The organism is Methylomonas sp. LWB, assembly GCF_001856095.1.
GTDB lineage: Bacteria > Pseudomonadota > Gammaproteobacteria > Methylococcales > Methylomonadaceae > Methylomonas > Methylomonas koyamae_A.
The window spans coordinates 19273-43711 of the sequence record NZ_MKMC01000024.1 but is presented as its reverse complement, the minus strand read 5'-3'; the positions used below and the strand labels follow the sequence as shown (position 1 = coordinate 43711).

At 60.7% G+C, this 24439-nt stretch carries 19 protein-coding genes and 1 pseudogene; 3 read left to right on the top strand and 17 right to left on the bottom strand.

Features of this window, described 5'->3' with window-relative positions:
• Positions 1–265, top strand: a pseudogene (locus BJL95_RS12850) (RNA helicase); the annotation flags it as partial.
• Here the strand turns inward: BJL95_RS12850 and yrfG are convergent.
• Positions 210–869, bottom strand: a complete 660-nt coding sequence (gene yrfG / locus BJL95_RS12845; RefSeq protein WP_064025454.1) for a GMP/IMP nucleotidase — start codon at positions 867–869, stop codon at positions 210–212. The pseudogene BJL95_RS12850 and the gene yrfG overlap by 56 nt on opposite strands.
• 189 nt (positions 870–1058) lie before the next feature.
• On the opposite strand from yrfG, the gene BJL95_RS12840 reads away from it, so the two are divergent.
• Entirely contained in the window at positions 1059–2378 is a 1320-nt protein-coding gene (locus tag BJL95_RS12840; protein WP_071158513.1) for a type VI secretion system contractile sheath large subunit, read from the top strand.
• A gap of 64 nt (positions 2379–2442) precedes the next feature.
• On the top strand, positions 2443–2997 hold the full coding sequence (nudE, locus tag BJL95_RS12835) for an ADP compounds hydrolase NudE (protein ID WP_071158511.1): 555 nt from the start codon (positions 2443–2445) through the stop codon (positions 2995–2997).
• Between the two features lie 14 nt (positions 2998–3011).
• On the opposite strand, the gene BJL95_RS12830 is transcribed toward nudE, so the two are convergent.
• The 16 genes from BJL95_RS12830 to BJL95_RS12755 all read right to left on the bottom strand — a co-directional run bounded on the left by BJL95_RS12830 (position 3012) and on the right by BJL95_RS12755 (position 24430).
• Complete coding sequence (locus BJL95_RS12830) at positions 3012–4697, bottom strand: BatD family protein (protein WP_071158510.1); 1686 nt, start codon at positions 4695–4697, stop codon at positions 3012–3014.
• Positions 4698–4713: 16 nt separating this feature from the next.
• The gene (locus tag BJL95_RS12825) at positions 4714–7839 is read right to left on the bottom strand and encodes an efflux RND transporter permease subunit (RefSeq protein WP_071158508.1); all 3126 of its coding nucleotides are present in this window, start codon (positions 7837–7839) and stop codon (positions 4714–4716) included.
• A gap of 3 nt (positions 7840–7842) precedes the next feature.
• The gene (locus BJL95_RS12820) at positions 7843–8976 is read right to left on the bottom strand and encodes an efflux RND transporter periplasmic adaptor subunit (RefSeq protein WP_071158506.1); all 1134 of its coding nucleotides are present in this window, start codon (positions 8974–8976) and stop codon (positions 7843–7845) included.
• A gap of 98 nt (positions 8977–9074) precedes the next feature.
• Complete coding sequence (locus tag BJL95_RS12815; protein WP_071158504.1) at positions 9075–10367, bottom strand: hemolysin family protein; 1293 nt, start codon at positions 10365–10367, stop codon at positions 9075–9077.
• Between the two features lie 55 nt (positions 10368–10422).
• Complete coding sequence (locus tag BJL95_RS12810) at positions 10423–12258, bottom strand: VWA domain-containing protein (RefSeq protein ID WP_254786792.1); 1836 nt, start codon at positions 12256–12258, stop codon at positions 10423–10425.
• A 14-nt stretch (positions 12259–12272) separates the two neighbouring features.
• Positions 12273–13259, bottom strand: coding sequence for a VWA domain-containing protein (locus BJL95_RS12805; protein ID WP_071158502.1), 987 nt, complete (start codon positions 13257–13259; stop codon positions 12273–12275).
• Entirely contained in the window at positions 13256–13720 is a 465-nt protein-coding gene (locus tag BJL95_RS12800) for a DUF4381 domain-containing protein (protein WP_083386002.1), read from the bottom strand. The genes BJL95_RS12805 and BJL95_RS12800 overlap by 4 nt, the downstream gene beginning before the upstream one ends.
• Positions 13721–13722: 2 nt before the next feature.
• Positions 13723–17874 carry an EAL domain-containing protein gene (locus BJL95_RS12795; protein WP_071158501.1) on the bottom strand — a complete coding sequence of 1384 codons (4152 nt, stop codon included), beginning with the start codon at positions 17872–17874 and terminating at the stop codon, positions 13723–13725.
• Complete coding sequence (locus tag BJL95_RS12790) at positions 17871–18794, bottom strand: DUF58 domain-containing protein (protein ID WP_071158499.1); 924 nt, start codon at positions 18792–18794, stop codon at positions 17871–17873. The genes BJL95_RS12795 and BJL95_RS12790 overlap by 4 nt, the downstream gene beginning before the upstream one ends.
• A complete protein-coding gene (locus tag BJL95_RS12785; protein ID WP_071158497.1) occupies positions 18794–19780 on the bottom strand; it encodes a MoxR family ATPase in 987 nt (328 codons plus the stop codon). Before BJL95_RS12785 ends, BJL95_RS12790 begins: the two co-directional genes overlap by 1 nt.
• A 55-nt stretch (positions 19781–19835) precedes the next feature.
• A complete protein-coding gene (locus tag BJL95_RS12780) occupies positions 19836–20528 on the bottom strand; it encodes a TIGR00730 family Rossman fold protein (RefSeq protein ID WP_071158495.1) in 693 nt (230 codons plus the stop codon).
• A 62-nt stretch (positions 20529–20590) separates the two neighbouring features.
• Entirely contained in the window at positions 20591–21871 is a 1281-nt protein-coding gene (locus BJL95_RS12775; protein ID WP_071158493.1) for a dihydroorotase, read from the bottom strand.
• A complete protein-coding gene (locus BJL95_RS12770) occupies positions 21868–22833 on the bottom strand; it encodes an aspartate carbamoyltransferase catalytic subunit (RefSeq protein ID WP_071158491.1) in 966 nt (321 codons plus the stop codon). Before BJL95_RS12770 ends, BJL95_RS12775 begins: the two co-directional genes overlap by 4 nt.
• Positions 22830–23351: a bifunctional pyr operon transcriptional regulator/uracil phosphoribosyltransferase PyrR gene (pyrR, locus tag BJL95_RS12765; RefSeq protein ID WP_064024676.1), complete on the bottom strand. Its 522-nt coding sequence runs from the start codon at positions 23349–23351 to the stop codon at positions 22830–22832. Before pyrR ends, BJL95_RS12770 begins: the two co-directional genes overlap by 4 nt.
• 73 nt (positions 23352–23424) lie before the next feature.
• Entirely contained in the window at positions 23425–23871 is a 447-nt protein-coding gene (gene ruvX, locus BJL95_RS12760) for a Holliday junction resolvase RuvX (RefSeq protein ID WP_071158489.1), read from the bottom strand.
• A complete protein-coding gene (locus BJL95_RS12755) occupies positions 23864–24430 on the bottom strand; it encodes a YqgE/AlgH family protein (protein WP_064024672.1) in 567 nt (188 codons plus the stop codon). Before BJL95_RS12755 ends, ruvX begins: the two co-directional genes overlap by 8 nt.
• Positions 24431–24439 lie beyond the last annotated feature (9 nt).

Below are 24439 nucleotides of genomic sequence, written 5' to 3'. Positions count from 1 at the left end.
TGCCTATTCGATGCCCGACATCGAAGATTACATCGGCGAAAAAGTGCCGGTTAGGGCCATCGACCAGGAATTGCTGATCGAAGACGTGATCAAGCCGGAACGGCGCGAGCCGCGCGAACGCGTGCCGGCCCACGGCAAGCGGCCGCCGCGCGGCGATAAACCGGAACGCGACCGCCGGCCGCGTCCGCACCGCGAGCACGGCCAGCCCGCTACAACAGCCCCGGCATCAGCGCCCGAAAATCTTCCACAGCCGGAAACTCCGTAATCTCGCGAATCGGCCGGCGGCTATCCGGCTTGCTGATCGAGACCAGATGAGCAATCCCGAACGCCGCCGCCGAACGCAACACCGCCAAACTATCGTCGACCAGCAAGGTCCGCTGCTTTTCGAAGACATGCTGATCCTGCAGTCGCTGCCAGAATCCGCATTGTTCCTTGGCCAACCCGACATCGTGCGAACTGACGATACGATCGAAAAAACGGTGCAAACAGGTCTTTTCCATTTTCAGACTCAAACTGTCGCGATGGGCGTTGGTCACAAGCAATAAGTACACGCCTCGGCCGCGCGCCGCTTCCAAAAACTCGACGACATGCGGATGCACGGCAATCAAACCCGCCAACTCCTGTTTCAATCCGGCGATATTCAAGTTCAACTCCTCGCTCCAGTAGTCCAGGCAATACCATTCCAGTTTGCCTTCCATCGCTTTAAATCGGGGCGCCAATGCCACTTTGGCAGCCTCCAGCGTTAAGCCGTGCAATTCGGCGTAGCGTAACGGCACGAATTCCTGCCAGAAATGATTATCGAAGTTCAGGTCCAGTAGCGTGCCGTCCATGTCCAATAGCACGGTATCGATTTCTCGCCAATCCAGCATCGTCTCTCAACTTTTAGTTGCGCCGGGAAGCCCCCGAGCCGGCCGCGATGTTAACTAAATCCGTCGCGCCTGACCATCTTCGCGACCTCGAGCGGACGAATTCGCCGAATTGGTCCAGACTTATAGACCGCACCCATCCGTGACGGCCCGTCGGGCCAAAATCCAATAACCAGTACTAGGAGCAACCACATGACCGGCCGTATCGAATTCAATCTGGGCTGGAACCGGCCAACATCGCGCCGCATCGAGGATGGCGACGGCCGTTGCATTTATCTGCTCGGGCGCTACTCCGGCCGATCCGGCGCCGGGCGTCCCATTGCGATTGACCTCGACAATTTCGACCAGGTTTTGGCGGAATTGGCGCCGACGGTGACGGTTACCGGCGGCCAGACGTTGCCGTTTGCCGAGCTGGACGATTTTCATCCCGACCGCTGGCTGAAACGGATAGCGCTACTCGCCGACTTGAGCGAACTGAAAACTCGCTTGAACAATCCGGCAACCGCCGAGTTGGCCTCGGCGGCAATCCGCCAGTATCTGCCGATCGCGCCGGCCGTAACCCCGCCGCCAGCGACCGCGCCGACCGGCGGCGAAAGCGACGACGAAACCTTACGGCGTCTGCTCGGCCGATCCTCGGAAGCCGCGTCGGTGCCGACCGATAAGCTCACCGGCTGGTTAGACGGCTTGGTAGCGCCGCACGTCAGTCGGGCTACCCTACCGGAACACACCGCCCTGGCCGACTTGATCGACGCCGTGGTCGGCCAATATCTGCGCGGCGTCTTGCACGCCCCGGCCTTTCAGGACATGGAAGCCTTGTGGCGCGCTACTCGGAATTTGGTCGGCGCGGCGGCCGAAGGCGAACATCGGCTGTTTTTGGTCGATGCCGATCCAGTGGCGTTCGACGCGGCAACCGCCGCGGCTATCGTCGAACATGCCCGCCGCCGCGAGGACGACCGTTCGTCCATGGTGTTGATCGATCACCGCTTCGGCCTGGGCGACGCGGATCGGGCACTGCTAGCCGCTTACGCCGATCTGGCGGCGAGCCTGGACGGATGCGCGATCGGCGGCATCGCGGCAGACTGGGCCGAAGCCGCGCTGACCCGCCACGCGCCTAGCCTGGACATCGCCACCGACCGCGTCGTACTGGCTTATCCGCGCTATTTGATGCGCTTGCCCTACGGCGCCAAACGCGATCCGCTGGAAAGTCTGGCGTTCGAGGAGTGCGCTCTACCGCCGGCGGTCGAAGAGCTGCTTTGGGGCAATCCGGCGTTTTTGTGCGCGCAGGCCTTGTTAAAGGCCAACCCGGAACCGGAAGACTTGGCTTTCCCGGAGATACCGGTGTTTGCCTACAGCGAACAAGGCGAAACCGTGTTGCAGGCCGGCGCGGAAACCGTGTTGAGCGAGAGTCAAATTCAAACCTTGCTGACAAGCGGCATCACGCCGGTATTGGGTTTCCGCCAGCGCCCCGGCGTCCGCCTGCCGGCCATCGTCGCGCTGGCGGACGCCGGCTAAATTCTTGCCGGCGGTCGGCGGGTCTGGGTTATAGTGACTCAAGACCTTACGCCGACCCACAGCCATGCCGAACCGACCGAAAATTCTCAACAAGACCGTGGTCGCTCAGACCAGCCAGTTCCGCGTCGAAGCGCTGGAGCTGGAATTCAGCAACGGCGCCCGCCGCCGTTACGAACGCCTGGCGCGCGGCGGCACCGGCTGCGGCGCGGTGCTGATCGTGCCGATGTTGGATATCGACACGGTACTGTTGGTCCGGGAATACGCCGCTGGTTTGCACCGCTACGAATTGGGGCTGCCCAAGGGCAAGCTGGACGACGGCGAGGACATGCTCAGCGCCGCCAATAGGGAATTGAAGGAAGAAATCGGTTACGGCGCGGCCAGTTTACGGCATCTCCATCAGGTTTCCCTGGCGCCAGCCTATCTGGAGCACACGATAGACATCATCCTGGCCGAGCAACTTTATCCGGAAAAACTGGTCGGCGACGAGCCGGAAGAACTGCAAGTGGTACCGTGGCCGCTGGCGCGGATCGACAGCTTGCTGGCCAGCGGCGAGTGTAGCGAGGCCCGTTCGATCGCCGCGTTATACCTGGCGCGCGATCATTTGCGCCGACGCGATTGAGGCCGGCATCAGGCCTAGTCGCGGATTTTAAACAACGGCTCCAGCCCGTCGTCCACCCCGGACTGAACCGGCGCGGCCGGCGATTCCGCGATGAAAGCCTCCCAAAGCGCACGCCCCTGCCAATCGGCTTCCCCACCGGAATAGAGCAATCGGTTCAAGGCCTCGATTTCCTCGGCCAGCATCGCACTACATTGGTCGGCCAGCCCGGACAGGCTGTCGGTACCGAAGCGCTGACGACCCCATTGCAGCAAGCACTGCTTGGCGGCTTGCGGATTGTTTTCCCAGCACGCCCGCTTCAAGTTGCGCTCCAGCGACGACTCGCCGGCCGGCACCGGTTTGACGCGGTTTTCCGCCACCGCACCGGCTCGACGGCGCCATGCCCAAATTCCGGTAGCCAGCCAACCTAGCGCGCAGACGACCGTCGCCGCCCGCCAAAAGCGTAACTCGCTATCCGAGGCGACCACCGTTTCGACACGCGTCATCGGCATGGTTGCGTCCGCGCCGGTCTGGGGTTGCGAGCCGGTTGGCGCGGTCTCGCCGGCACCGGCTTCGGCAATGATCGTCGCGGCCGGTAGCCGAGCGCTCTCGATTTTGCCGGTACGGGTGTTGAACCAGGGAATTTCCAGGGGCGGCAAGGTGTAGCGGCCGGGTTTGGACGGAATCAACGCGACTTTCTCCTCGCGTAGCGCGGTCAGGCCGTCGGTCAGCTTGTCTTCCTTCAACAGGGGCTGGTCGGGATAGCTCTTAACGCCGTCGATCGCGGCCTTATCGGTCAATTCCGGCAACTGACCGACCGTGGCGCCCCGAGCGGTCAGTGTGATCGTGCGGGTCAGCGGCTCGCCAACCTTGGCGTGCCGACCGGGATCGGACCATTGCTCGCGCAATTCCAGATGTTCGGCGCTCAACCAGTTGCCCGCGAACCCGGCCGGCACCGGCAACACGTTCAATGTGACCGGCTTGGAGGTGACCCGGCGGGTTTCGGTACTGGGCCGATTGAAGAAGCCGTTGAAACGCGGCCGGCCGCCGGCCACGACTTCGGCGTTCAGCGTCAGTGGCGCAATCGTAAACAAGCCGCTCTGCTGCGGAAAAATCGCGTATTTGCGTTCGGTCACCCAATACTCGACGCCGTCGACCTGCGTCGTGTAACTGTCGTCCTCGCCTAATTTTTCGACCAGCGCGTCCTTGATCTCCGGCTCGCCGAGGCTGGCCTGGGTAATTTGCACGCGCCGGAACAGTTTCAAGGTATAGATGACCTGCGATTGCACGTAGGGCTTTTCCGGCGTCGCCGTCACCTCCAGAAACAGATCGCCATCCTGCTGGGGATCGACCGTGGAAGCGGACACGACAATTTTCAGCGGCCGGCTACTGTCGGCGCCGAACCGGATCGGCGGAATCAACAACTCGCCGGCCTGCTTGGCCATCGCGTTCAATATCCACTGCTCATTGCGGCTGCTTTTGCCGTTGACCCAGGAGGAACTGGAACTGCGCTGCTGGTTGAGAATCTCGAAATGGTCGCGCAACGGCCCGAAGTCCGGCTCGCCGTCGGGTTCATCCTCGGCGCTGAACACGATTTGAAACGATTCGTTCATCGCCACCGGGTTGCGGCTGACCGACACCTGGATGTCGGCGGCCCGCGACAGCGTGGCGATCAGCATCAACAAAAAAAATAAGCCGGCGCGCCGGCCTAGGCGAGTCAACATCGTAGGCTTCCGGAAATTAATGCATCGAAAAAGGTTTGCGGCTGTCGCTACGGTCGTCGAACCAGCCGTACAAGGCCGGCAACACCACCAGCGTCAACAGCGTCGAGCTGATCAGGCCGCCGATCACGACGATGGCCAGCGGTTTTTGGACTTCCGAACCGGGCCCGGTGGCGAATAGAAACGGCACTAGACCCAGCAAGGCCACGGTCGCCGTCATCATCACCGGCCGGAAACGTTGCTCGCAGCCCTGGCGGATCGCATGCGCTTGGGTCATGCCGCTGGCGCGTAAACCGCGAATGTAGGAAATCAATACCACGCCGTTCAATACCGCGATACCCCATAGGGCGATAAAACCGACCGAGGCCGGCACCGACAAATATTCGCCGGTCGCGAACAGGGTGATGATCCCGCCGATCGACGCGAACGGCAACACCAGGATGATCAGCGCGGCAAAACGCAACGACTGGAACAGCATGAACAACAAAAAGAAAATCGCCGCGATCGTGATCGGAATGATCAACTGCAAATGGCCCAAGGCCCGCTCCATGTTCTGGAATTGACCGCCCCACTGCAGATAATAGCCTTCCGGCAACGCGATCTTGGCCGAAATGGTTTGCTGCAACTCGGCGACGAAACCACCCAAATCCCGGTCGCGAACGTTGATGCCGACCACGATGCGGCGCTTGCCCATTTCCCGGCTGACTTGCGCCGGGCCGTCGTTCAAGCTGATCTCGGTGACGTCGCCCAGCCGGACGCGAGCGCCGTTGGGCGCGGTCAACATCAGATTGTCGATCGCGGCGATATCGTTGCGGAAATTCTCCGGCAAGCGCACCGCCGCCGAGAAGCGCCGCTCGCCTTGATATATTTCGGTGGCGACCTTGCCGGCGATCGCGGTTTCGATCACGTCGTGAATGTCGGACGCATTCAGGCCGTGACGGGCGATGGCCTGGCGATCGATCGTGATATTCAGATATTGCTGGCCTGTCATCCGTTCGACCCGAATGTCGCGGGCGCCGGCGACGCCGCCGGCCGCGACCGCGATCGCATCGGCCAGCCGTTTCAGTTCGGCCAGATCGTCGCCGAACACCTTGACCGCCACGTCGGAACGTACGCCGGTGACCATTTCGTCGACTCGGTCGGATATCGGTTGCGCCATGACTACTTGAACGCCCGGCAAACTCGCCATCAGTTTTTGTTGTATTTCATCGGCTATCGTTTCTTGAGTCCAGTTGGCCGGCCATTTTTCCCTGGGCTCCAGTGTCGCGATAGGTGTTGAGTCGTTTTGGCCTTGAGGGTCTGCCGGACTCTCCCCACGACCTATATTCGTGACAACCATATTAACGCCGGGAACCGTAGAGACAATTTTCATTGCCTGCATTTCCATATCGATACTCTCATCCAATGATATGTTCGGCATGCGCGTTATCGCCGGAACTATGGAACCTTCCTTCATTTCCGGAATGAACGACGTACCGAGGAAGGGCAACAAGGCCAGCGTCGCCCCGAAAATCGCCAGCGCGACGGCCACGACCTTGAGCCGGTTGACCAAGGCCAGATTCAGGATACGCAAATATTGGCGCTTGCAGAACGCAATCAAACGCGTGTCGTGCTCGCCGTCGTGACCTTCCAGAAAAAACGCGCACAACACCGGCGACAGCGTCAACGACACGATCAGCGATACCAACAGCGCGATCGCGATCGTGTACGCCAACGGCGCGAACATCTTGCCCTCCATGCCTTGCAAGGTCATCAGCGGCAGAAATACCAGGATGATGATGCCGACCCCGAACAATACCGGCGTCGCCACTTCGTGCGTGGCGGCTTCGACGACCCTGACCCGGCTGGTGGCGCGGCCCTTGCGCTCGCCGAGCAGCCGAAACGCGTTTTCCACCACCACCACCGAACCGTCCACCATCAATCCGATCGCGATGGCCAAGCCGCCCAGCGACATCAGATTGGCGGACAAGCCGAGTTTGTTCATCGCGATGAAGGTGACCAGCGGCGTCACGATCAACGTGGCGACGACAATCAAGCTGGAACGCACATCGCCGAGAAACAGGAACAAGACGATGACGACCAGCACGATGCCTTCCATCAACACCTTGGTGACCGTGTGCAGCGCGGCGTCCACCAAATCGCTACGGTCGTAGTACGACACGATTTTCAGACCGTGCGGCAGCATGCCCTTGGCGTTGATTTCGGCGACGCGCTCCTTGATCCGGCCGACCACTTCCTTGGCGTTGCCGCCGCGCAGCATCATCACGATGCCGCCGACCGCCTCGGTGTAACCATTTTTGATCACCGCGCCGACCCGGACTTCGTGGCCAATCTTGATGTCGGCGACGTCGTGCATGTGGACCGGCACGCTGTTGTCTTCCTTCAGCACAATCCCGCCGATGTCGTCGACATCGTTGATCAGACCGACGCCGCGAATCAGATATTGTTCGGCATAATGCGGCAATACGCCGCCGCCGCTGTTGGCGTTGTTACGGGCCAGTGCGTCGAAAACGTCGTTTAGCTTGATCCGGTAATGGTGCAGACGATCCGGATTGACCAATACCTGATATTGCTTGACGTAACCGCCCTGGGAATTGATTTCGGCGACACCGGGAATGCCGCGCAACAAGGGCCGCACCACCCAATCCTGAGTCTCCCGACGTAACTGCAATTCATCCACGGACAAAGGCCGTTCCCCGTCGTCGTCGCGGTCCAGCGTGTATTGATAGACCTCACCCAGCCCCGTGGACACCGGACCCAACACCGGATTGACGCCGTCCGGCATTTGCTGCTTGACCTCGATCAGCCGCTCCATCACCAATTGCCTGGCGAAATACACTTCGGTGCTGTCGCTGAAAATCAGCGTGATCAGCGACAAGCCGTTTTTGTTCAGCGAACGCATCTCTTCCAAACCCGGCAAGCCGGCCATCGCGATTTCCAGCGGCACCGTCACTAAACGCTCGACTTCGTCGGGGGAACGGCCGGTGGCATCGGTGGCGATTTGCACCTGGATATTGGTTACGTCGGGAAACGCGTCCACCGACAGCTTTTGCATCGCCCTGGCACCGAAGCCGATCAGCGCCACCGCCAGTACCGCCACCAAAATCCGTTGTCGCAGCGCGACTTCGATCAGTCCGTTGACCATGGTTTACTCCAACGCGCTACGCAAGCGCTCGTTGTTCAAATGAAAAGCCCCGTCGACGACGATATGCTCGCCGGCGTTCAGACCGGACAACAACGGCCGTTGCTGCGCCTGTTCGGCGCCCAGTTGCACCGGCCGCAGTTCGAAGCGATCGTCGGCCAGACGCACGAATACGTAATCCCGATCGGTCTCGCGGACCACGGCCCGGCTCGGCACCACCAGGGATTGGGTGTCCGGCTTGCTGATTTTCAAGGTAGCCAGCATTTGCGGCTTGAACAAGCGTTCCGGATTGGCCAAGGCCATGCGCACGGTGACGGTGCGGGTATCGGGATCGACCAAATCGGCCACGTAAATCAACTTGCCGCTGACTTCCCGGCCCGGCAGGGCCGGCACCTCGGCTTGAACTTGATCGCCTTGCCTAGCCCAGTACGCCTGCTGCTCCGGGATTTCGGCCACCAACCATAAATGCGACAAGTCGGCCACCGTGTACAGGCTGTCGGCCGGCTGCACGACCTGTCCAACCGCGACGTTACGCTCGATGACGACGCCGGCGATACTGGAAGTCACCGGCGAAAACGAATCGATGGCCCGTTGCTGGGCCAAGCGTTTCAAATCGCCGTCGCTCATGCCCAGCACCCGCAGGCGGTCGGTCGCCGCCCGTAGATCGACTTCGGCTTCGGTCAGCACGCCGCGCCGTTCCAGCAACTCGGCTTCCGCCAGCACCCCGCTGTCGTGCAAGCGCTCGGCGCGTTGCACGGTCAAGCGTCGCAAATTGACTTGCGAGCTGGCTTTGAGATATTCGGATTGAGCTTGGCTGAGTTCGGTGCTGTTCAGCGAGGCCAAGCGCTCGCCCTTGGTGACGACTTGTCCCAGCATCGCATTGATTTCGGTGACCCGGCCGGTCACGGTGGCGCCGATCTTGGCAACCCGATGCTGGTCCAGTTCCACCCGCGCCGACAATCTCAGCGACTCGCTGACCGTGACGGGTTTGATTTCGGCGATTTTCAACAGCTTCAACAGCGCCGGCGTGGCGGTCACCGGTGGGCCGGACTCGGCTCGCGCGGCCGGGACCAAGGCCAAAGCCAACAGCGCGGCGTTCAACAGACGGGCGTAACGAGAGAAACGAGGATTGATGGGCATTGACCTATTCCTGGTAATTGATCGGGTAGCGACCCGCCATCCGGCGGTTCCACCGAGTGAGTCGGTGCCGGACTTGGGCCGGCGGTGTGTGGAGGGCGTCATGGCCGCGACACCTCGGCGATCAGCACCTTATCGATGCGCGTGCCGTCGATATCGACCACTTCAAAACGCCAACGTTCGTATTCGAAGGCATCGGCGACCTTGGGCAGGTCTTCCAGATAATAAAGGATGAACCCGCCGACGGTGTGGTAATCGCCGTCGTTTTCGCCGGGCAGCGGCATATCGATGCCTGTCAGGGTTTTCATGCGTTGTATCGCCAAGCGGCCGTCGATCAGCCAGGAACCGTCCGCGCGTTGCGCCGCTTCGCTGTCCAGATTGAGCTCGGGATTGGGCAAGTCGCCGACGATGGCTTTCAACACGTCGCTCAGCGTCGCCAGGCCTTCGATGTCGCCGTATTCGTCGACGATCAGCGCCAGATCGCTACGCGTTTCGCGAAAGCGCTTCAACAACTGGGTCAGCGTCAGCGATTCCGGAACGTAGATCGGCGCGTGCAATCCGGAAACCAAGTCGAAGGCGAGCCCGCTCATCGCCGCCTTCAATAGTTCGCTACGTTGCAGGATGCCGATCACCTCGTCCAGGCCGCCCCGGCAGACGACGGCGCGCGAATACGGGCAATCGGCCAGCTTGGCGCGGGTGACGGCTAAGTCGTCGGTTAGGTCGATGGCGTAGATCCGTTGACGTGGCGTCATCACCGCGCCGACTTGTTGGGCATCCAGTTGCAACACGTTGCCGACCAAGTGGCGCTCTTCAGCATGAAACACGCCGGATTCCGCGCCGATTTCCATCAACAACTTGATCTCTTCATCGGTGACGGCGGCTTCCGGGGTCCGATCGGCCCGCAGCAGTTTCAGCAATAGATTGCTGGAAGACGACAGCAACCAAACCAGCGGACTGGCCAACAGCGCGATCAGGTTCATCGGCCGCGCCACCCGCGCGGCGACGGCTTCCGGCCTCAGCAAGGCCAGGCGCTTGGGCAACAACTCACCGACGACCACCGAGAAATAGGTAATCACCGCGACCGTCGCCAACAGCGCGATCGAGTCGGCATAGTCCGCCAATAGCGGAAACTGTTGTAAATAGCCGGCGATCGGCGCGGTCAAGGCGTCCTCGCCGAGCGCGCCGTTCAAGATGCCGACGCCGGTGATGCCGACCTGCACCGTGGACAAAAACCGTGACGGTTCGTCGTGCAGTTTCAACGCCGCTTCGGCGCCGGCCCGTTTCTCGGCGGCCAGTTTGCGCAGCCTGGCCTTGCGCGCCGATACCAAGGCCATTTCCGACATCGCGAACAGGCCGTTGACGACAATTAATAACAGGATCAGTCCTATGTCCATCGTTATGGTTTCATTCCGAGCGTCGCACGATCCTAGTGACGGGAGGGCACGGCGCTCACCAACCCGGCGCGTCGCGAGGCGCCGGGTTGCGTTGACCGTACTGGTATTTGAATTTGCGCTTGAGCAGGCCGGTCGGTTCGTCCGGGATGCGTTTCAGCAACTGGGCGTTGGCCCGCTCGGTTTCGTCGCGTTCGCCGGCTTGATCCGGCTGGGCGGTCGGTTGAGTAAGCTCCCGACCCGGCTCGGTCGATTCGGGCGGCTTGGCCGAGTCGGCGGATTGCGGCGAGGCTTCCCGCGACTTTTCGCTCGGGTCGTCGCGCTGTTGATCGTCGGCTTGCGCCGATTGGGTGTCGGACTGGCGCTTCTCGTTACCCGCCGCCGGGTCGGATGGCTGACCTTGTTGGTCGGGACGCGGCGATTGGCCGGCATCATCCTGCTTCGACCCCGGCTGTTGCCGGTTTTGAGCGCCGGGTTGCGCTTGCGTGGAGTCTTGCTTGGAATCGGACGAGTTTTCCGGTTGTTGTTGTTGGGCCAATTGCTTCTCTATCAATTCTTTGTTGTAGCGGGCATCCGCATGATCCGGCTGCAATTTCAGTGCCTGTTGATAGGCTTCCAGCGCCGCGGACAAATCGCCGGCCCGAGCCAACGCGTTCCCCCGGTTGTAATGGCCGTCGGCGCTGGTGGCCGATTTCAAGGTTTCGGCGGCTTCCCGATATTGACCCGCCCTAAATTGGGCCGCCGCGCGCCATTCCGGGTTTTCGAAACGGCTCGCCGCCGCGTCGTATTGTTCGCTGTCGAAAGCTTGCCGGCCCTGTTGATCCGGCGTGCGCCACAAACTTTGCCAGTCCAGGGCGTGGGCGTCATCCGGCCAGGCCGGCAATAGCGCCAAGGCCGCCCAAAATAACAAGCCCTTGCGAAACTGCCAGGCAGCCCAAGGCAGCAGCAGCAAAACCAACCAGGGGCCGGTTTCGTCCCATTGCTGCAACATCAATTCGGTGCCGGTCAGCGGCTCGGTAGTGTTCGGATTATTGAACAGCTTGCTCAATGCCTCGACGTCTTCATCGCCGGCGCCGACCGGTCGATACAGGCCTCGGCCGGCGTCGGCCAAGGCTTGCAGCGCGCCGGCATCGAGCTTGGCGACGACGATATTGCCATCGGCGTCCTTTAGGAATCCGCCCCCGCCGACCGGAATCGGCGCGCCGTCGCCGGTGCCGATGCCCAGCACCGACAGGCGATAGCGACCCAACCATTGTTCCGCCAGCGCGGCGCTGTCGCTATCGACGCCGTCGCAGACCAGCAGGATATGGCCTTGGGCGAGGCCGGCCTGTTGTAACAATTCGGCGGCCTTGCGAATGGCGACGCCGGCGTTGGTGCCGGAACTAGGCATGATGTCGGTGGTCAACGCGGTCAATTGGCTATCGATGGTCGCGACGTCGTTGGTCAGCGGCGTCACGGTAAACGCATCGCCGCCGTAGACCAGCAACGCGGTCTGACCGTCCTTGCGCTGCTTGAGCAGATCGGCGATTTTATAGCGAGCCTTGGCGATGCGGCTGGGTTTGATGTCGGTCGCATCCATCGATCGCGACAAATCCAACGCGATGACCAGCGCCGATTCGTTGCGGAAGGCCGGACCCGGCAAACGTTGCCAGGTTGGGCCGGCCAGCGCGACCACGGTCAGCGACACAACCGCTGCGGCCAGCGGCAAACGGTAATTCCGGCCGGTCGCCGGCTGGTCTTGCAAGATGAACGGCAGTAACTCGGCATCGCAAAACGCCCGCCATGCCCCGCGCCCCAAGCGGCGCTTCCAAAGCAGTCCCAGCAAGATCGCGGCCGGCAATAAAGCGTACAACCACCAGGGACGTAGAAAATGAAAGTTAGACCAATCGATCATCGCTCAAGTCTCCGTCAGCCGCGCCGCAAATAACCGGTCGCCAAGCCGGCGCTCAGTAACAGCGCCAATCCCAACGGCCAATGGTAGAGTTCCCGGCGCGGCCGGAAATATTGCTTGTCCTTTTCGACCGGTTCCAACTGGTCCAACAACCGGTAAATGCGATCCAGCTCTTCGGTATCGCGCGCCCGAAAATAGCGGCCGCCGGTTGCCTCTGCGATCGCGGTCAGCGTCGTTTCGTCCAAGTCGGCGGACGGATTGACCCGGCGGTTGCCAAACAGGCTACGCACCACCATTTCGTCGGCGCCTATGCCTATCGTGTAAATTTTCAAATGGTGTTCGGCCGCGATTTCGGCGGCTTTCAACGGCGTCAGTTCGCCGGCGGTATTGGCGCCGTCGGTCAGTAAAATCAAGACCCGGCTGTCGTCTCGCTGTTGTTCCAGGCGCTTGACGGCCAAGCCAATCGCATCGCCGATGGAGGTTTTCGGATCGTCCTCGGTAATCCCGATGAAGGCTTCGTCCAGCAAGATCTGCACGGTTTTGCGGTCGAAGGTCAGCGGCACGTGTAAATAGGCCTGAGTGCCGAACAAGATCAATCCGAGCCGATCCCCGGCCCGGCGCCGGATGAATTCGCCCGCCACCTGCTTGATCGCGGTCAGTCGGTCGACCCGGCGTTTACCGATAAAAAAATCTTCTTCTTGCATGCTGCCGGATACGTCGACGGCCAGCATCAAATCGCGGCCGCTGACGGCCTGTTCCAAGGGTTCGCCTAGCCACAACGGCCGGGCGGCGGCCAAAATCAAACACAGCCAGGCCATTGCCGCGATGCGTAGCGCCCAAGGGCTACGCGCACTGACGATGCGGGCGTCGCCGCCGCCGAACTCGTCGAGAAACGGTACTTTTAGCGCCGCCTGTCTATCCATGGGCCGGGCCGGCAACGCGATTCTGATCAGCAGCGGTAGCGGTAGCAAAACCAGCAGCCAGGGCCATTGCCATTCGATCATGAGGATTTCGCTCGTTGTTTCAGCCAGCGCTCGCATAGCGCGGCGACGGCGACAATGTCGTCGACCGGCGCCGACGGCCGGTAAGGCCCGTCGGCCAAGCAGCGGCCTTCGCCCTCGCTGAACGGCCGGTCGGCCAGACTCACGTCCAGATAGCGTAGCCAAGCGTCGCCGTGCAATCCGGCGACCGCTTCGCGCCCATCGCGGCTGATCGCCACCCGCCGCAACAGCGCCGACAGGGCGGCCAGCTTTTGGCGATCGTCCATTCCGGCATCGTCGCGAATCGCCGTCAACATCGCTTGCGCGGTTTTAACGACGGCGCGGCGGCGCGGGCGCCGGTACCACCGGAAACTCGCCCAAACTAGCGCCGGCAGCACTATTGCCAGCAGCCACCAACCCGGTGCCGGCGGCCAATAGCCGACCGGGCTAGGCAAATGTATATCCTTGAGTTGCAAGCCATCCATGATCAAGCGTCCTCGGTGTCCGGTTCGGGTTCGGGTTCGGCGACCAGTAGCGCGTACAGCGCATCGTGAACGGCCCGCACTTGCTCGAACCCATTGCGAGCGACCGCGATTTCGCCGGCATCGTAGCGATGTTTTAAGTCGCTGGCCAAGCGATGACGTTCCTGGTGCAGGACCTCTATTTGGTTCAACCAGGCCTGACTGTGTTTGTTCCCTGCCTTGGCCTGTTTCAACCAACGGCCCAAATGGCATTTACGCGGATTCAATATCGGCCAATGCCGGTCGGCACCGGATTCCGCATTCAAACTGTCTCGCAGATGCGCCAGCCAGTGGCGGGTGTCGAATTTGCGGATCTCGACCAGCGCCCGATCCGGCGCCAAACCGGCATTGGCGTAATGCCGCCATTCCGAATACGGGCGGTAGGCGGCGATCCAGGCCGGCAGATCGGCGGCCGGCATCGGCCTGGCGATGGCGTAGCCTTGCAGCAATTGACAACCCATCAACAACAGGACGGTACCGTGATCCGGGTTTTCGACCCCCTCGGCGATAACCCGGCGCCGGAACGCCTGACTCAACCCAATGACGCTCTCGATGATCGCATAATCGTCCGGATCGTCCAGCATGTCGCGGACGAAGCTTTGGTCGATTTTGACGGTATCCACCGACAAGTGCCGCAAATGGGTCAGCGACGAGTAACCGGTGCCGAAATCGTCGAGCGCGATGCTGATACCCAACTCCTCGCGGCAATGCCTGACGGTACGGTTGACCGCGGTCAAATCGTCCAGCGCGGTGCTTTCCAGGATCTCCAGTTGCAGATAGGTCGAGTCGACCGCCGGATATTGGGCCAGCGTCGCCTCGATGTGCTCGTACAGACCGGGCCACAACAGATGGTAGGACGAAACGTTGACGCTGACTTCCAAGTTCAAGCCTTGCGCTTGCCAGTCGGCGAGTTGTCGGCAAGCCTCGGCGATCACCCAATTGCCGATCCGGATTTCCAGTTCGGTGGAGGCGATGGCGGGAAGAAAGCTCAACGGCGGCACCAAGCCTTGCTCGGGATGCCGCCAGCGCAGCAAGGCCTCCGCGCCGGTCACCCGACCGGTTTGAATGTTGACCTTGGGTTGGTAGTACAGGCAAAACTGGCCGGCGCCAAACGCTTCCTCGATTTCCTTGAGGCGCAGATTGCGGTGAATGATTTGCTGGTCGCGGTTGGTATCGAACAGGCGGAAGCAGTTCTTGCCGGCCATTTTGGCCTGATACATGGCTTGGTCGGCATGGCGCAACAAGGTATCCGGGTCGGCGTCGTCCAGTGGAAACACCGTGAATCCGGTGCTGGCGCCGACCTCGACCGGCTGGTCGTCGATCAGGATGGGTTGCGAGATCGCCCGGTGGATGCGTAATATCGCTTGTTCGCATTGTTCGACCGACTCGATGCCGCCCAACAATAATGCAAATTCGTCGCCGCCGTGGCGGGACACGCTGTCTTCCTCGCGGATGCCGCCCTTGATGCGTTCGGCAATTTCGACCAACACCCGATCGCCGGCGTCGTGGCCGAACTGGTCGTTGACCGGCTTGAAACCGTCCAAATCCAGGAAGCAGATCGCCAGCAGCGACGGTTCGCGCTTGGCGTGGGCGATGGCTCGGTTCAGCCGGTCGGCGAACAAAATCCGGTTGGGCAGGCCGGTCAACGGATCGTAATGGGCGATCAACTCCAGCAATTGCTGTTGCTGCTTGGCGTGGGTCACGTCCGAGAACAGGCCGATGTAGTGGCTGGTATGGCCGTCGGCGTCGCACAAGGCCGAGATCGTCAGATGTTCGGCATAGAGTTCGCCGTTTTTCTTCCGGTTCCACAACTCGCCGCGCCAATAGGAGTTGAGTCGCAGGGTTCGCCAGATGTCGGCGTAGAAATCGGTCGGGTGTTTGCCGCTTTGCAAAAACCTCGGATTTTGTCCGAGGACTTCGGCGCGGCTATAGCCGGTAATGTCGCAAAAGGTTGGATTGACGTCGATGATATTGGCGTTGGCGTCGGTAATCAGAATACCTTCATGGGCATCGCTGAACACCCGGGCCGCCAGCCGCAGATGTTCCTCGGCGCGCTTGCGCTCGGTAATGTCGCGGGTCAAGCCCAGCAGCGCGGTGATCCGGCCCTCGGCGTCGCGCATCGGCACCGAATGAGTGTCCAGCCAGCGGTGGCGGCCCTTCAGACCGATAATTTCGAATTCCAAGGTTCCCGATGCGCCGGCGAACACCCGTTGACTCAAGCTTTCGAAAGCGGCGCGGTACTTGGGAACGATCAATTCAGCCAAATCCAGCGCTTGGGCCTGTTCCAGACTCTCGGCGCCTATCATGTCCAAACCGGCCGGATTGATCTGCAACAAACGGCCGGCGGTATCCAGCAGTTTCACGCAGTCCGGCTCGGAATCGACGATGGTGCGCAACTTCACTTCCGATTCTCGGGCCTTGGCCGCGGCCGACTGCAATTCGGCGACGGCGTTTTCCAATTCGTCGGTGCGTTCCTCGATCAAGGCTTCGACGTGAGCGGTGCGGCCGCTGACGATCAGTAGCAACACGTTCAGCAAACTGGCGAAGCATAAACCGCCGATCAAGGTAATCCAGGGCAGCGACGAGCCTTGCGCTGCCACGAAGCCGCTACCTGGACTAACCGTGATTTGCCAAGTTCGGTCGGCGAACGCAAAGCGATGGTGCCACTCTTTCAGAGCGTATTTGCCGGACAGGCTGTCTATGGGTTTGGCGAACAACACCGCCAAGGTTTCCGGCGCGCTGAGATCTTCGATTTTTAAACCGAATTCGTCCAGACTCAGGCCTTGGGTGACGATGTCGACCATTTTGGTCGGTAGCAGCACCGCCGATATATAGCCTTCGAATACCGGCGCATCCATGCTCGACGCTTGCTTGATCAGCGGCGCCGACACCAGTAAGCCCGGCAAACCGGCGGCGTCCTGGATCAGATTCAAAAGCGGCGAGGCGCTAATCTTGCCGGTTTCGCGAGCGTAATCCTTGGAGGCTTTACTAGCCGAATTGGCGCAGGAATCCAGGCCGAAGGCGGCCTGATTCCCCGGCATGGGTTCGATAAACGCAACCGGACAATATTCCGGACGTAATTCGGCCGGCGCCAGCGAGCCGTCGGGCCGGCGCTCAGTCACTCGAAACTCGCGGTAACCTTCCGCGCGCACCGACGTTTCGAAGGCGGCCAACCGTGCCGCTTTGACCAGCGGCAGCCATTCCAGGGCCTGAATCTCCGGATGGCGCAACAAGATGCCTTGGGCGAACACCGCGAACTCGCGGCGGGTCACCTCCTCGGACGCCACGAACACATCGCGCAGGGCCAGGGTATTGTCGAGTACATTGGCGGCGTACTCGGTCAACAAGCGCTCGATCTCGCCGGCACGGTTATCGAATGCCACCTGGATGCGAGCCTGCTCGGCTCGAAACACCTGGACGAAAACCAGCACCAAAGCCAACAACGCGGCCAACAACGGCAGCGCGACGCTGATCCCGCGCGGCCGCCAGAGTTCGCGAGGCATCCCGAACCAGCACAACAACAGCGGCGTGACGACGGTAACGCCGAGACAGTCGCCTATCCACCAGTTACGCCAAGCGCTTCCCAACTGCTCGGGTGGCATGAATTGCGCGGCGAATAGCGCGGCAACGCCGACGCTCGGGGCGATCAAGCAGGCCAGCGGCGCGGTCAGCACAAAGAATCCGAGTATCGAGCGCGGGCTGTCCAATTTCGGCAGTCCGGGTTCCAGGTATTTCGCGGATAAATAGCAGGCGGCCAACACCTGCAAGGTGCTGCCGCCGCCTATCACCAACGCGGTCAGCGCCGAAACCAGCGAATAGTGTTCGGTAAAGTCGGCGATCGCCAGAAACTGGGTCGCGGTCGCGCCTAACCAGACGCCGGGCCACAAGCGGCGGCCCCAGATCAGCAACGCGGCCAGCGCGATACCGGCCGGCGGCCACAGCGGACTGGCATAGCCCGGCGGAATCACGATATTCAAGCCGGCCCAGCCGCTGGCGAACATCGCGGCGGCCAACCAAAACATGGATTTGATGCCGGCGGGCGGCAGGCTTCGGCTTTCGCGGCCGACCTGGCCGAACCCATTGTCTACGATGTTAAACATCGGCGGCATCGCGTTCATGCCCGGCCTCCGGGTGCGGGCAAGGTCGGTCCCAAGGCCTGCCGCGGAAGCTGCTGAGTACTGCATTGCAGCCACGACAAACGCAATTGCTTGCTCAAGCGCTGCAGCAAGGTTTGGCGTTGCTCGAAGCGTTGGCGATGCGCCTCAGCTTGCCGACGGTCGGCGGCGTCGACGATCAGTTCGCGCCAGCGGTCCACCAATCGGAATCTGCCGCTCGCCGGCAAGGCAAGCTCGAACGGATCGAAAATTTGCACCAATACGATGTCGCAGTGGCGAGCCAGATAAGCCAAATGATTTTCGGCGGCGGCGTTCAGTCCGCGAAAATCGCTGAGGATATAGACCCGACTGCCGGGGCGGGCGTGGTGCAGCAAACGCGCCAACGGCTGGTCCAAACCGGTCACCGGGTCGCCGGCAAAATCCGGCCGAACCAGCGCGTTCAGGAAACGCAACACAGCGGCCTTGCCGTTTTGCGGCTTGAATTCCTGGCAGCCGTGTTCGGCGAAAATCTGCCCGCCGATCCGGTCGCCCTGATGCCAGGCCGCCCAAGCCAGCAGCGCCGCCAGTCGGGCGGCCTGCACCGCCTTGAATACGCCTCGGGTCGCGAATTGCATGCTGTTGCGATAATCAACGGCAATAAACATCGGCCGCTCGCGCTCTTCGCGATAGATTTTGCTGTGCGGTTTGTCGGTGCGGGCGGTCACCCGCCAATCGATGCGGCGCACGTCGTCGCCGGGTTGGTACAAACGGGTTTCATCGAAGGCCATGCCGCGCCCCTTGAAGCGCGACAGATAATGTCCGCCCTGGCTGGCGCGAATCGTGCCGCTGCCCAGTTTCAACGCGGCGGCCGGTTTGGCCAAATCGAGCAGCGTCTTTAAGTCGACCGCGATGCGTTCGTTGCCGGCGATTTGGAACTGGTTCATCAGGGTACCGCGATACGGGCGATCAACTCTTTGATGACGTGGTCCGGACTGATGCCTTCCGCTTCCGCTTCGTAGGACAGAATCAAACGATGGCGCAGCACGTCGTAGGCCAGGTCCTGGATGTCGCCGGGATCGACGAAATCGCGTTGTTGCAGCCAGGCCTTGGCCCGGGCGCACCGGTCCAACGCGATGCTGGCGCGCGGGCTGGCGCCGTATTGTATCCAGCCGGCCAAGTCCTGGCCGTACGCGCCCGGATTGCGGGTTGCCAGCACGATTTGCAGCAAATACTGCTCCAGACTTTCGGCCATGTACAAATCCAGCACCTCGGCGCGCGCCGCGAACAAAGTTTGTTGGCCGACCTTGGTCGGCGCCGCGGTCTTATGCGCCAGATCGCCGCGCGCCTCGGCTCGGGCCAGGTGCAGAATCGCCTGCTCGTGACTCGGGCTGGGATAATCGATTTTGACGTGCAGCAGGAAACGGTCGAGCTGGGCTTCCGGCAACGGGTAGGTGCCTTCTTGTTCGATCGGGTTTTGGGTGGCCATGACCATGAACAAGGGCGGTAGCGGGTAGCTGGCCTTGCCGACCGTGATCTGGCGTTCCGCCATCGCTTCCAAAAGCGCCGCCTGCACCTTGGCCGGCGCCCGATTGATTTCGTCTGCCAATATCAGGTTGTGAAACAGCGGACCTTTTTGAAATTCGAAGCTACCTTGTTGCGGACGGTAAATTTCGGTGCCGGTCAAATCGGCCGGCAGCAGGTCTGGCGTGAATTGCACCCGATGGAAATCGGCTTCCAGGCCCTGACCCAACACATTGATGGCACGGGTTTTAGCCAATCCCGGCGCGCCCTCGACCAGCAAGTGGCCGTCGGCCAGCAGCGCGATCAGCATCCGCTCCACCAGAACGGCCTGGCCGATGATTTGGGTGTTGATGTGGGCTTGCAGTTGTTGGAGGGCGGCTTGGCTGGTACTGAGACTGGTCTCGGTCATGTCGAATAAAATCCTGGTTTAAAGCAAGGTTGTGACAGATGGCGGCCCGGAAAGTTTAATTGCGCCGCTGTTGGTCTTTCCATTCCCGATGGGCGATCATGATGTCGACGACTTGGCGGGGATCGTCGGTGATCGTGATCAACGACAGGTCCTCCTCGGAAATCGTACCGTATTCCAGCATCTTGCATTTCATCCAATCCACCAATCCGTTCCAGAAATCGCCGCCGAACAAGACCAGCGGCAACGGATAGATCTTGTGAGTTTGCATCAGCGTCAACGCTTCGAAGAACTCGTCCAACGTACCGAAACCGCCGGGCATGCACACGTAACCCATCGAATAGCGGACGAACATGACCTTGCGGACGAAAAAATAGCGAAAATTCAGCGACAGGCTTTGGTAGGGGTTGGGCTTTTGCTCCATAGGCAACTCGATGTTCAGACCGATGGAAGTCTGGCCCTGGGCCAGCGCACCCTTGTTGGCGGCTTCCATGATGCCCGGCCCGCCGCCGCTGATGATCGCGAAACCATGTTGGCTGAGCAGCTCGGCCAATTCGACGGTCTTTTGGTAATAAAAGTGTTCCGGCTCCAGCCGCGCCGAGCCGAAAATGGAAACCGCGTCGCACAGATCCGACAGTTCGTCGAAGCCTTCGGTGAATTCGCTAATGATCCGGAAAATGCGCCAAGACTGATCGCCTTTCAAGTCGTCGATGATGCTCGGCGAGCTATTCCTGTTTTTGATACAAACCATGGGTATTTCCTGAAAGATGCCGCGTGGCGGCGCAAAATGGGGTTAGCGGAGGCGAGCTGGCATCATCCGGGTGGCAATCGATACGCCAATCTACCGCCGAGCAGGGTGTGCGTGACCCGGCCGGTCAAGGTTTGTCCCCAATAGGGCGTATTGCAACCGGCGCTCAGCCATTGGCCACGTTCGACCCGCCAAAGGTACTCGGGATCGAACACGCAAACGTCGGCGGGGCGCCCCGGTGTCAGCGAGCCGGCGTTCAGGCTCAATATACCCGCCGGCTTCTCGGTGAGACTGGCGATGGCGCGCGCCAGACTCAAGCCATGTTGGCGGGCGTAGGCCAAGGTCAACGGCAGCAGCGTCTCCAACGCGGCGACGCCGGGCTCGGTTTCCGGAAACGCGCCGAGTTTGGCGTCCAGATCGTGGGGCTGGTGGTCGGAACAAATCGCGTCTAGCGTACCGTTGGCGAGACCGTCGCGCAGATATTGGCGGTCGATATCGTTGCGTAGCGGCGGAATCACGTGGTAATTGCTGTCGAACGGCGTAATGTCGTTCTCGGTTAGGTGCAGTTGGTGTACCGCGACGTCGGCGGTGACGTTCAGCCCGTATTTTTTCGCCTGCTGAATTTTAATCACCGACTGTCGGCAGCTGACTTGACTGATATGCACGCGGCAACCGGTCAGCTCGGCGAGTTCCAGGCACTGGGCCAACGCAATCGACTCGGCCGCTTCCGGAATGCCCGGCAGACCGTAACGGCTGGCGACCGCGCCTTCATGGGCACATCCCTTGCCGCTCAGCGAGGCTTCGTTGGCGCGATACATCAACAGCAGACCGTGACTGCCGGCGTATTCCATGGCCCGGCGCAGGATCAACAGGTTGGCGAGCGGCGCGCTGGCGTTGCCGACCGCGATGCAGCCCGCCTGTTTCAGTGCGAACATCGTGCTCAGTTCGCTACCGGCCAGGCGTTGCGTCAAGGCGGCGACCGGGTGGATTTGCGGGTATTCGGCTTTTTCGGCCTTGTCCTTGATGAATTCGACGACGGCCGGCGTATCGATGACCGGTTGGGTATCCGGCGGCAGGCACAACGAGGTGACGCCGGCGGCCAGCGCGGCGCGCGATTCGCCGAGGATATTGCCTTTTTGGGTTTGGCCCGGCTCGCGCAGCCGCACGCTCATATCGACGAAGCCGGGGCAAACGATTTGGTTGGCGGCGTCGATGATTTGATCCGCACTGAAGTCGTCGCCGACTAAACCGACGATTTTACCGTCGGCGATCGCCAGATCGGCTTGGGCGTCGATTCGATTGGCCGAGTCGATCACCCGACCGTTCTTGATCAATATTTTGCTCACGCCGTTCCTCCCTGACCGGACATCGTCATCGACATAATCGCCATTCTCACCGAAATACCGTTACTAACCTGTTGCAGAATCACCGACTGGGGACCGTCGGCGACGCTGGAGGCAATCTCCACGCCGCGATTGATCGGGCCGGGATGCATCACGACGGCATCCGGCTTGGCGCGTTGCAGCCTGGCCTCGGTCAAGCCGAAGCAGCGAAAAAATTCGCTTTCGCTCGGCAAAAAGGCCGAATTCATCCGCTCTTTTTGCAATCTGAGCATGATGACCACATCGACATCGCTCAAACCTTCGTCCATGTCGTGTACGGCGACGACGCCCATGCTGGCGACCTGAGCCGGCAACAAGGTTTTTGGAGCGATGACCCTGACTTCGGCAACACCCAAGGTATTCAGCGCGACGATTTGCGAGCGGGCTACCCGCGAATGCAGAATGTCGCCGACGATGGCGACCTTCAGTCCTTCGAAACGCTGTTTATATTGGCGGATCGTGTACATATCCAGCATCGCCTGGGTCGGATGGGCATGTTGACCGTCGCCGGCATTAATCACGCTGATATGCGGCGCGACATGCTGCGCGATGAAATGCGCTGCGCCGCTCAAGGCATGGCGGACCACGAACATGTCGACGTGCATTGCCTCCAGGTTATGTATCGTGTCCAGCAGGCTTTCGCCCTTGGCCGTTGACGAAGTGGCGATGTTCATATTCATCACGTCGGCCGACAGCCGGGCGGCGGCCAGTTCGAAGGTGGCGCGGGTACGAGTGCTGTTTTCGAAAAACAGATTGACGATGGTTTTGCCGCGTAGCAGCGGCACTTTTTTGACCTGATGCTCCGACATGCCGGCGAAGGATTCGGCGGTGTCGAGGATCTCGGTCAACAGTTCGCGGCTCAGACCTTCAATGGATAGAAAATGCTTGAGCTTACCCTGCTCGTTGAGCTGCAAATGCTTGGTCATGCAGGTACTCCGCTAGGGGTTTGAATTTCGATGCCCAAGGGTTCCGGGCCGGTCAGTTTGATGCGCTGATTGCCGGACAAATCGATGCGGATACCCCTGCAATCCGGTTGCAGCGGTATCTGCCGACCGTCGCGTTCTATCAACACTGCCAACACCACTTGGTTGGGCCGGCCGTAGTCGAAAATTTCGTTCAGCGCGGCCCGCGCGGTGCGACCGGTATAGAACACGTCGTCGATCAAAATAATGTCGCGGCCTTCCAGATGCGGCGGCAATTGGCTGGTTTTGATCTTGGGATGCATGCCGATTTGCGAAAAATCGTCTCGGTAAAAGGTGATGTCCAACAAGCCCAACGGCTCGCTGCCGCCCAAGCGGCGATGCATGTGATTGGCGACCCAGGCGCCGCCGCTATGAATCCCGATCAGCAGCGGGTTGTGCAGCTTGCGTTCGGCGATTTGCTGGCGTATCGCCAACTCCAGCGCGTCGAGTAATACATCAATGTTTAAAGTAGCGGTTGACATGGCGGTTGGCGGTTGGATTGTAATTATTATAGGAAAAACCAGCGAAGAAAAAACCGGGCCGAAGCGGCCTCGACTAGCGGTCGAACCAGCTCTGCAGAATGATTTGAGCGGCCAATTGGTCCTGCACGGCCCATAGTTTAGCAGCGCTGACATGCAGATCGTCGTACAGCATTTGCTTGGCGGCGAACGTGGTCAGGGTTTCGTCGATCTGATGCACCGGCAGTTGGTAGCGGCCGTGCAATTGCCGGCAAAATTTCCGCATACGGGGGGTGATGACGTTGTCGCTGCCGTCTTGTTGCCGGGAAATGCCGACCACCAGGCCGACCGGTTGCCATTCGACAATCAATTTGCCGATGGCTTGCCAATCCGGCACTTGCTGAATCGAGCGCAACGTGATCAGCGGACTGGCGATGCCGGTGTCGGCATGGCCGACCGAGACGCCGATTTTCTTGTTGCCGAAATCGAAACCCAGATACGTATCGCTACTCAGTTTGGCGGCCAAGGGGTCGCGGTTAACCATGGCCGGCCGGCGTGGTCAGGCGATTGATGTCGATGCCAAGTTGGCTGGCGGCGGCATTCCAGCGCTGGCTGATCGGCGTGTGATACAGGATCGTTTCGCCGGACGGGGTATTCAGCCAAGCGTTTTCGACAATCTCTTTTTCCAGTTGGCCGCTACCCCAGCCGGCGTAACCGAGAGCGATCAGATAATCCCTAGGCCCCTTGCCCTTGGCAATGGCTTCGAGGATGTCGCGCGAGCTGGTCAACGTAATGTTTTCAGCGGTCGGAATGCTGGAATCCCAGTGCTGTTCGCAAAAACCGTGGATGACGAAGCCGCGTTCCTGCTGCACCGGTCCGCCGGCGAAGACCGGCGTTTCCAGCACGTCGTTCAGGTCGCAATCGATGCCCATTTGTTCGAAGATGTCGCGCAATTTCATACCGGTCGGTCGATTGATGACGATACCCAGCGCGCCTTCGTCGTTATGCTGGCATAGGTAGGTCACGGTATGAAAAAAGTGCGGATCGGCCAAACTGGGCATGGCGATCAGAAATTGGTTATTCAGATAAGTCGCGTCTGTCATGGGAATACT

Excerpts from the sequence above, each read along its gene's own strand:
- ruvX (WP_071158489.1), bottom strand. The coding sequence starts at position 23,871 with ATGGTTAACCGCGACCCCTTGGCCGCCAAACTGAGTAGCGATACGTAT.
- BJL95_RS12820 (WP_071158506.1), bottom strand. The coding sequence starts at position 8,976 with ATGCCCATCAATCCTCGTTTCTCTCGTTACGCCCGTCTGTTGAACGCC.
- BJL95_RS12770 (WP_071158491.1), bottom strand. The coding sequence starts at position 22,833 with ATGACCAAGCATTTGCAGCTCAACGAGCAGGGTAAGCTCAAGCATTTT.
- BJL95_RS12840 (WP_071158513.1), top strand. The coding sequence starts at position 1,059 with ATGACCGGCCGTATCGAATTCAATCTGGGCTGGAACCGGCCAACATCG.
- pyrR (WP_064024676.1), bottom strand. The coding sequence starts at position 23,351 with ATGTCAACCGCTACTTTAAACATTGATGTATTACTCGACGCGCTGGAG.
- yrfG (WP_064025454.1), bottom strand. The coding sequence starts at position 869 with ATGCTGGATTGGCGAGAAATCGATACCGTGCTATTGGACATGGACGGC.
- BJL95_RS12815 (WP_071158504.1), bottom strand. The coding sequence starts at position 10,367 with ATGGACATAGGACTGATCCTGTTATTAATTGTCGTCAACGGCCTGTTC.
- BJL95_RS12790 (WP_071158499.1), bottom strand. The coding sequence starts at position 18,794 with ATGAACCAGTTCCAAATCGCCGGCAACGAACGCATCGCGGTCGACTTA.
- BJL95_RS12825 (WP_071158508.1), bottom strand. The coding sequence starts at position 7,839 with ATGGTCAACGGACTGATCGAAGTCGCGCTGCGACAACGGATTTTGGTG.
- nudE (WP_071158511.1), top strand. The coding sequence starts at position 2,443 with ATGCCGAACCGACCGAAAATTCTCAACAAGACCGTGGTCGCTCAGACC.
- BJL95_RS12785 (WP_071158497.1), bottom strand. The coding sequence starts at position 19,780 with ATGACCGAGACCAGTCTCAGTACCAGCCAAGCCGCCCTCCAACAACTG.
- BJL95_RS12810 (WP_254786792.1), bottom strand. The coding sequence starts at position 12,258 with ATGATCGATTGGTCTAACTTTCATTTTCTACGTCCCTGGTGGTTGTAC.
- BJL95_RS12755 (WP_064024672.1), bottom strand. The coding sequence starts at position 24,430 with ATGACAGACGCGACTTATCTGAATAACCAATTTCTGATCGCCATGCCC.
- BJL95_RS12800 (WP_083386002.1), bottom strand. The coding sequence starts at position 13,720 with ATGGATGGCTTGCAACTCAAGGATATACATTTGCCTAGCCCGGTCGGC.
- BJL95_RS12805 (WP_071158502.1), bottom strand. The coding sequence starts at position 13,259 with ATGATCGAATGGCAATGGCCCTGGCTGCTGGTTTTGCTACCGCTACCG.
- BJL95_RS12830 (WP_071158510.1), bottom strand. The coding sequence starts at position 4,697 with ATGTTGACTCGCCTAGGCCGGCGCGCCGGCTTATTTTTTTTGTTGATG.
- BJL95_RS12780 (WP_071158495.1), bottom strand. The coding sequence starts at position 20,528 with ATGGTTTGTATCAAAAACAGGAATAGCTCGCCGAGCATCATCGACGAC.
- BJL95_RS12795 (WP_071158501.1), bottom strand. The coding sequence starts at position 17,874 with ATGAACGCGATGCCGCCGATGTTTAACATCGTAGACAATGGGTTCGGC.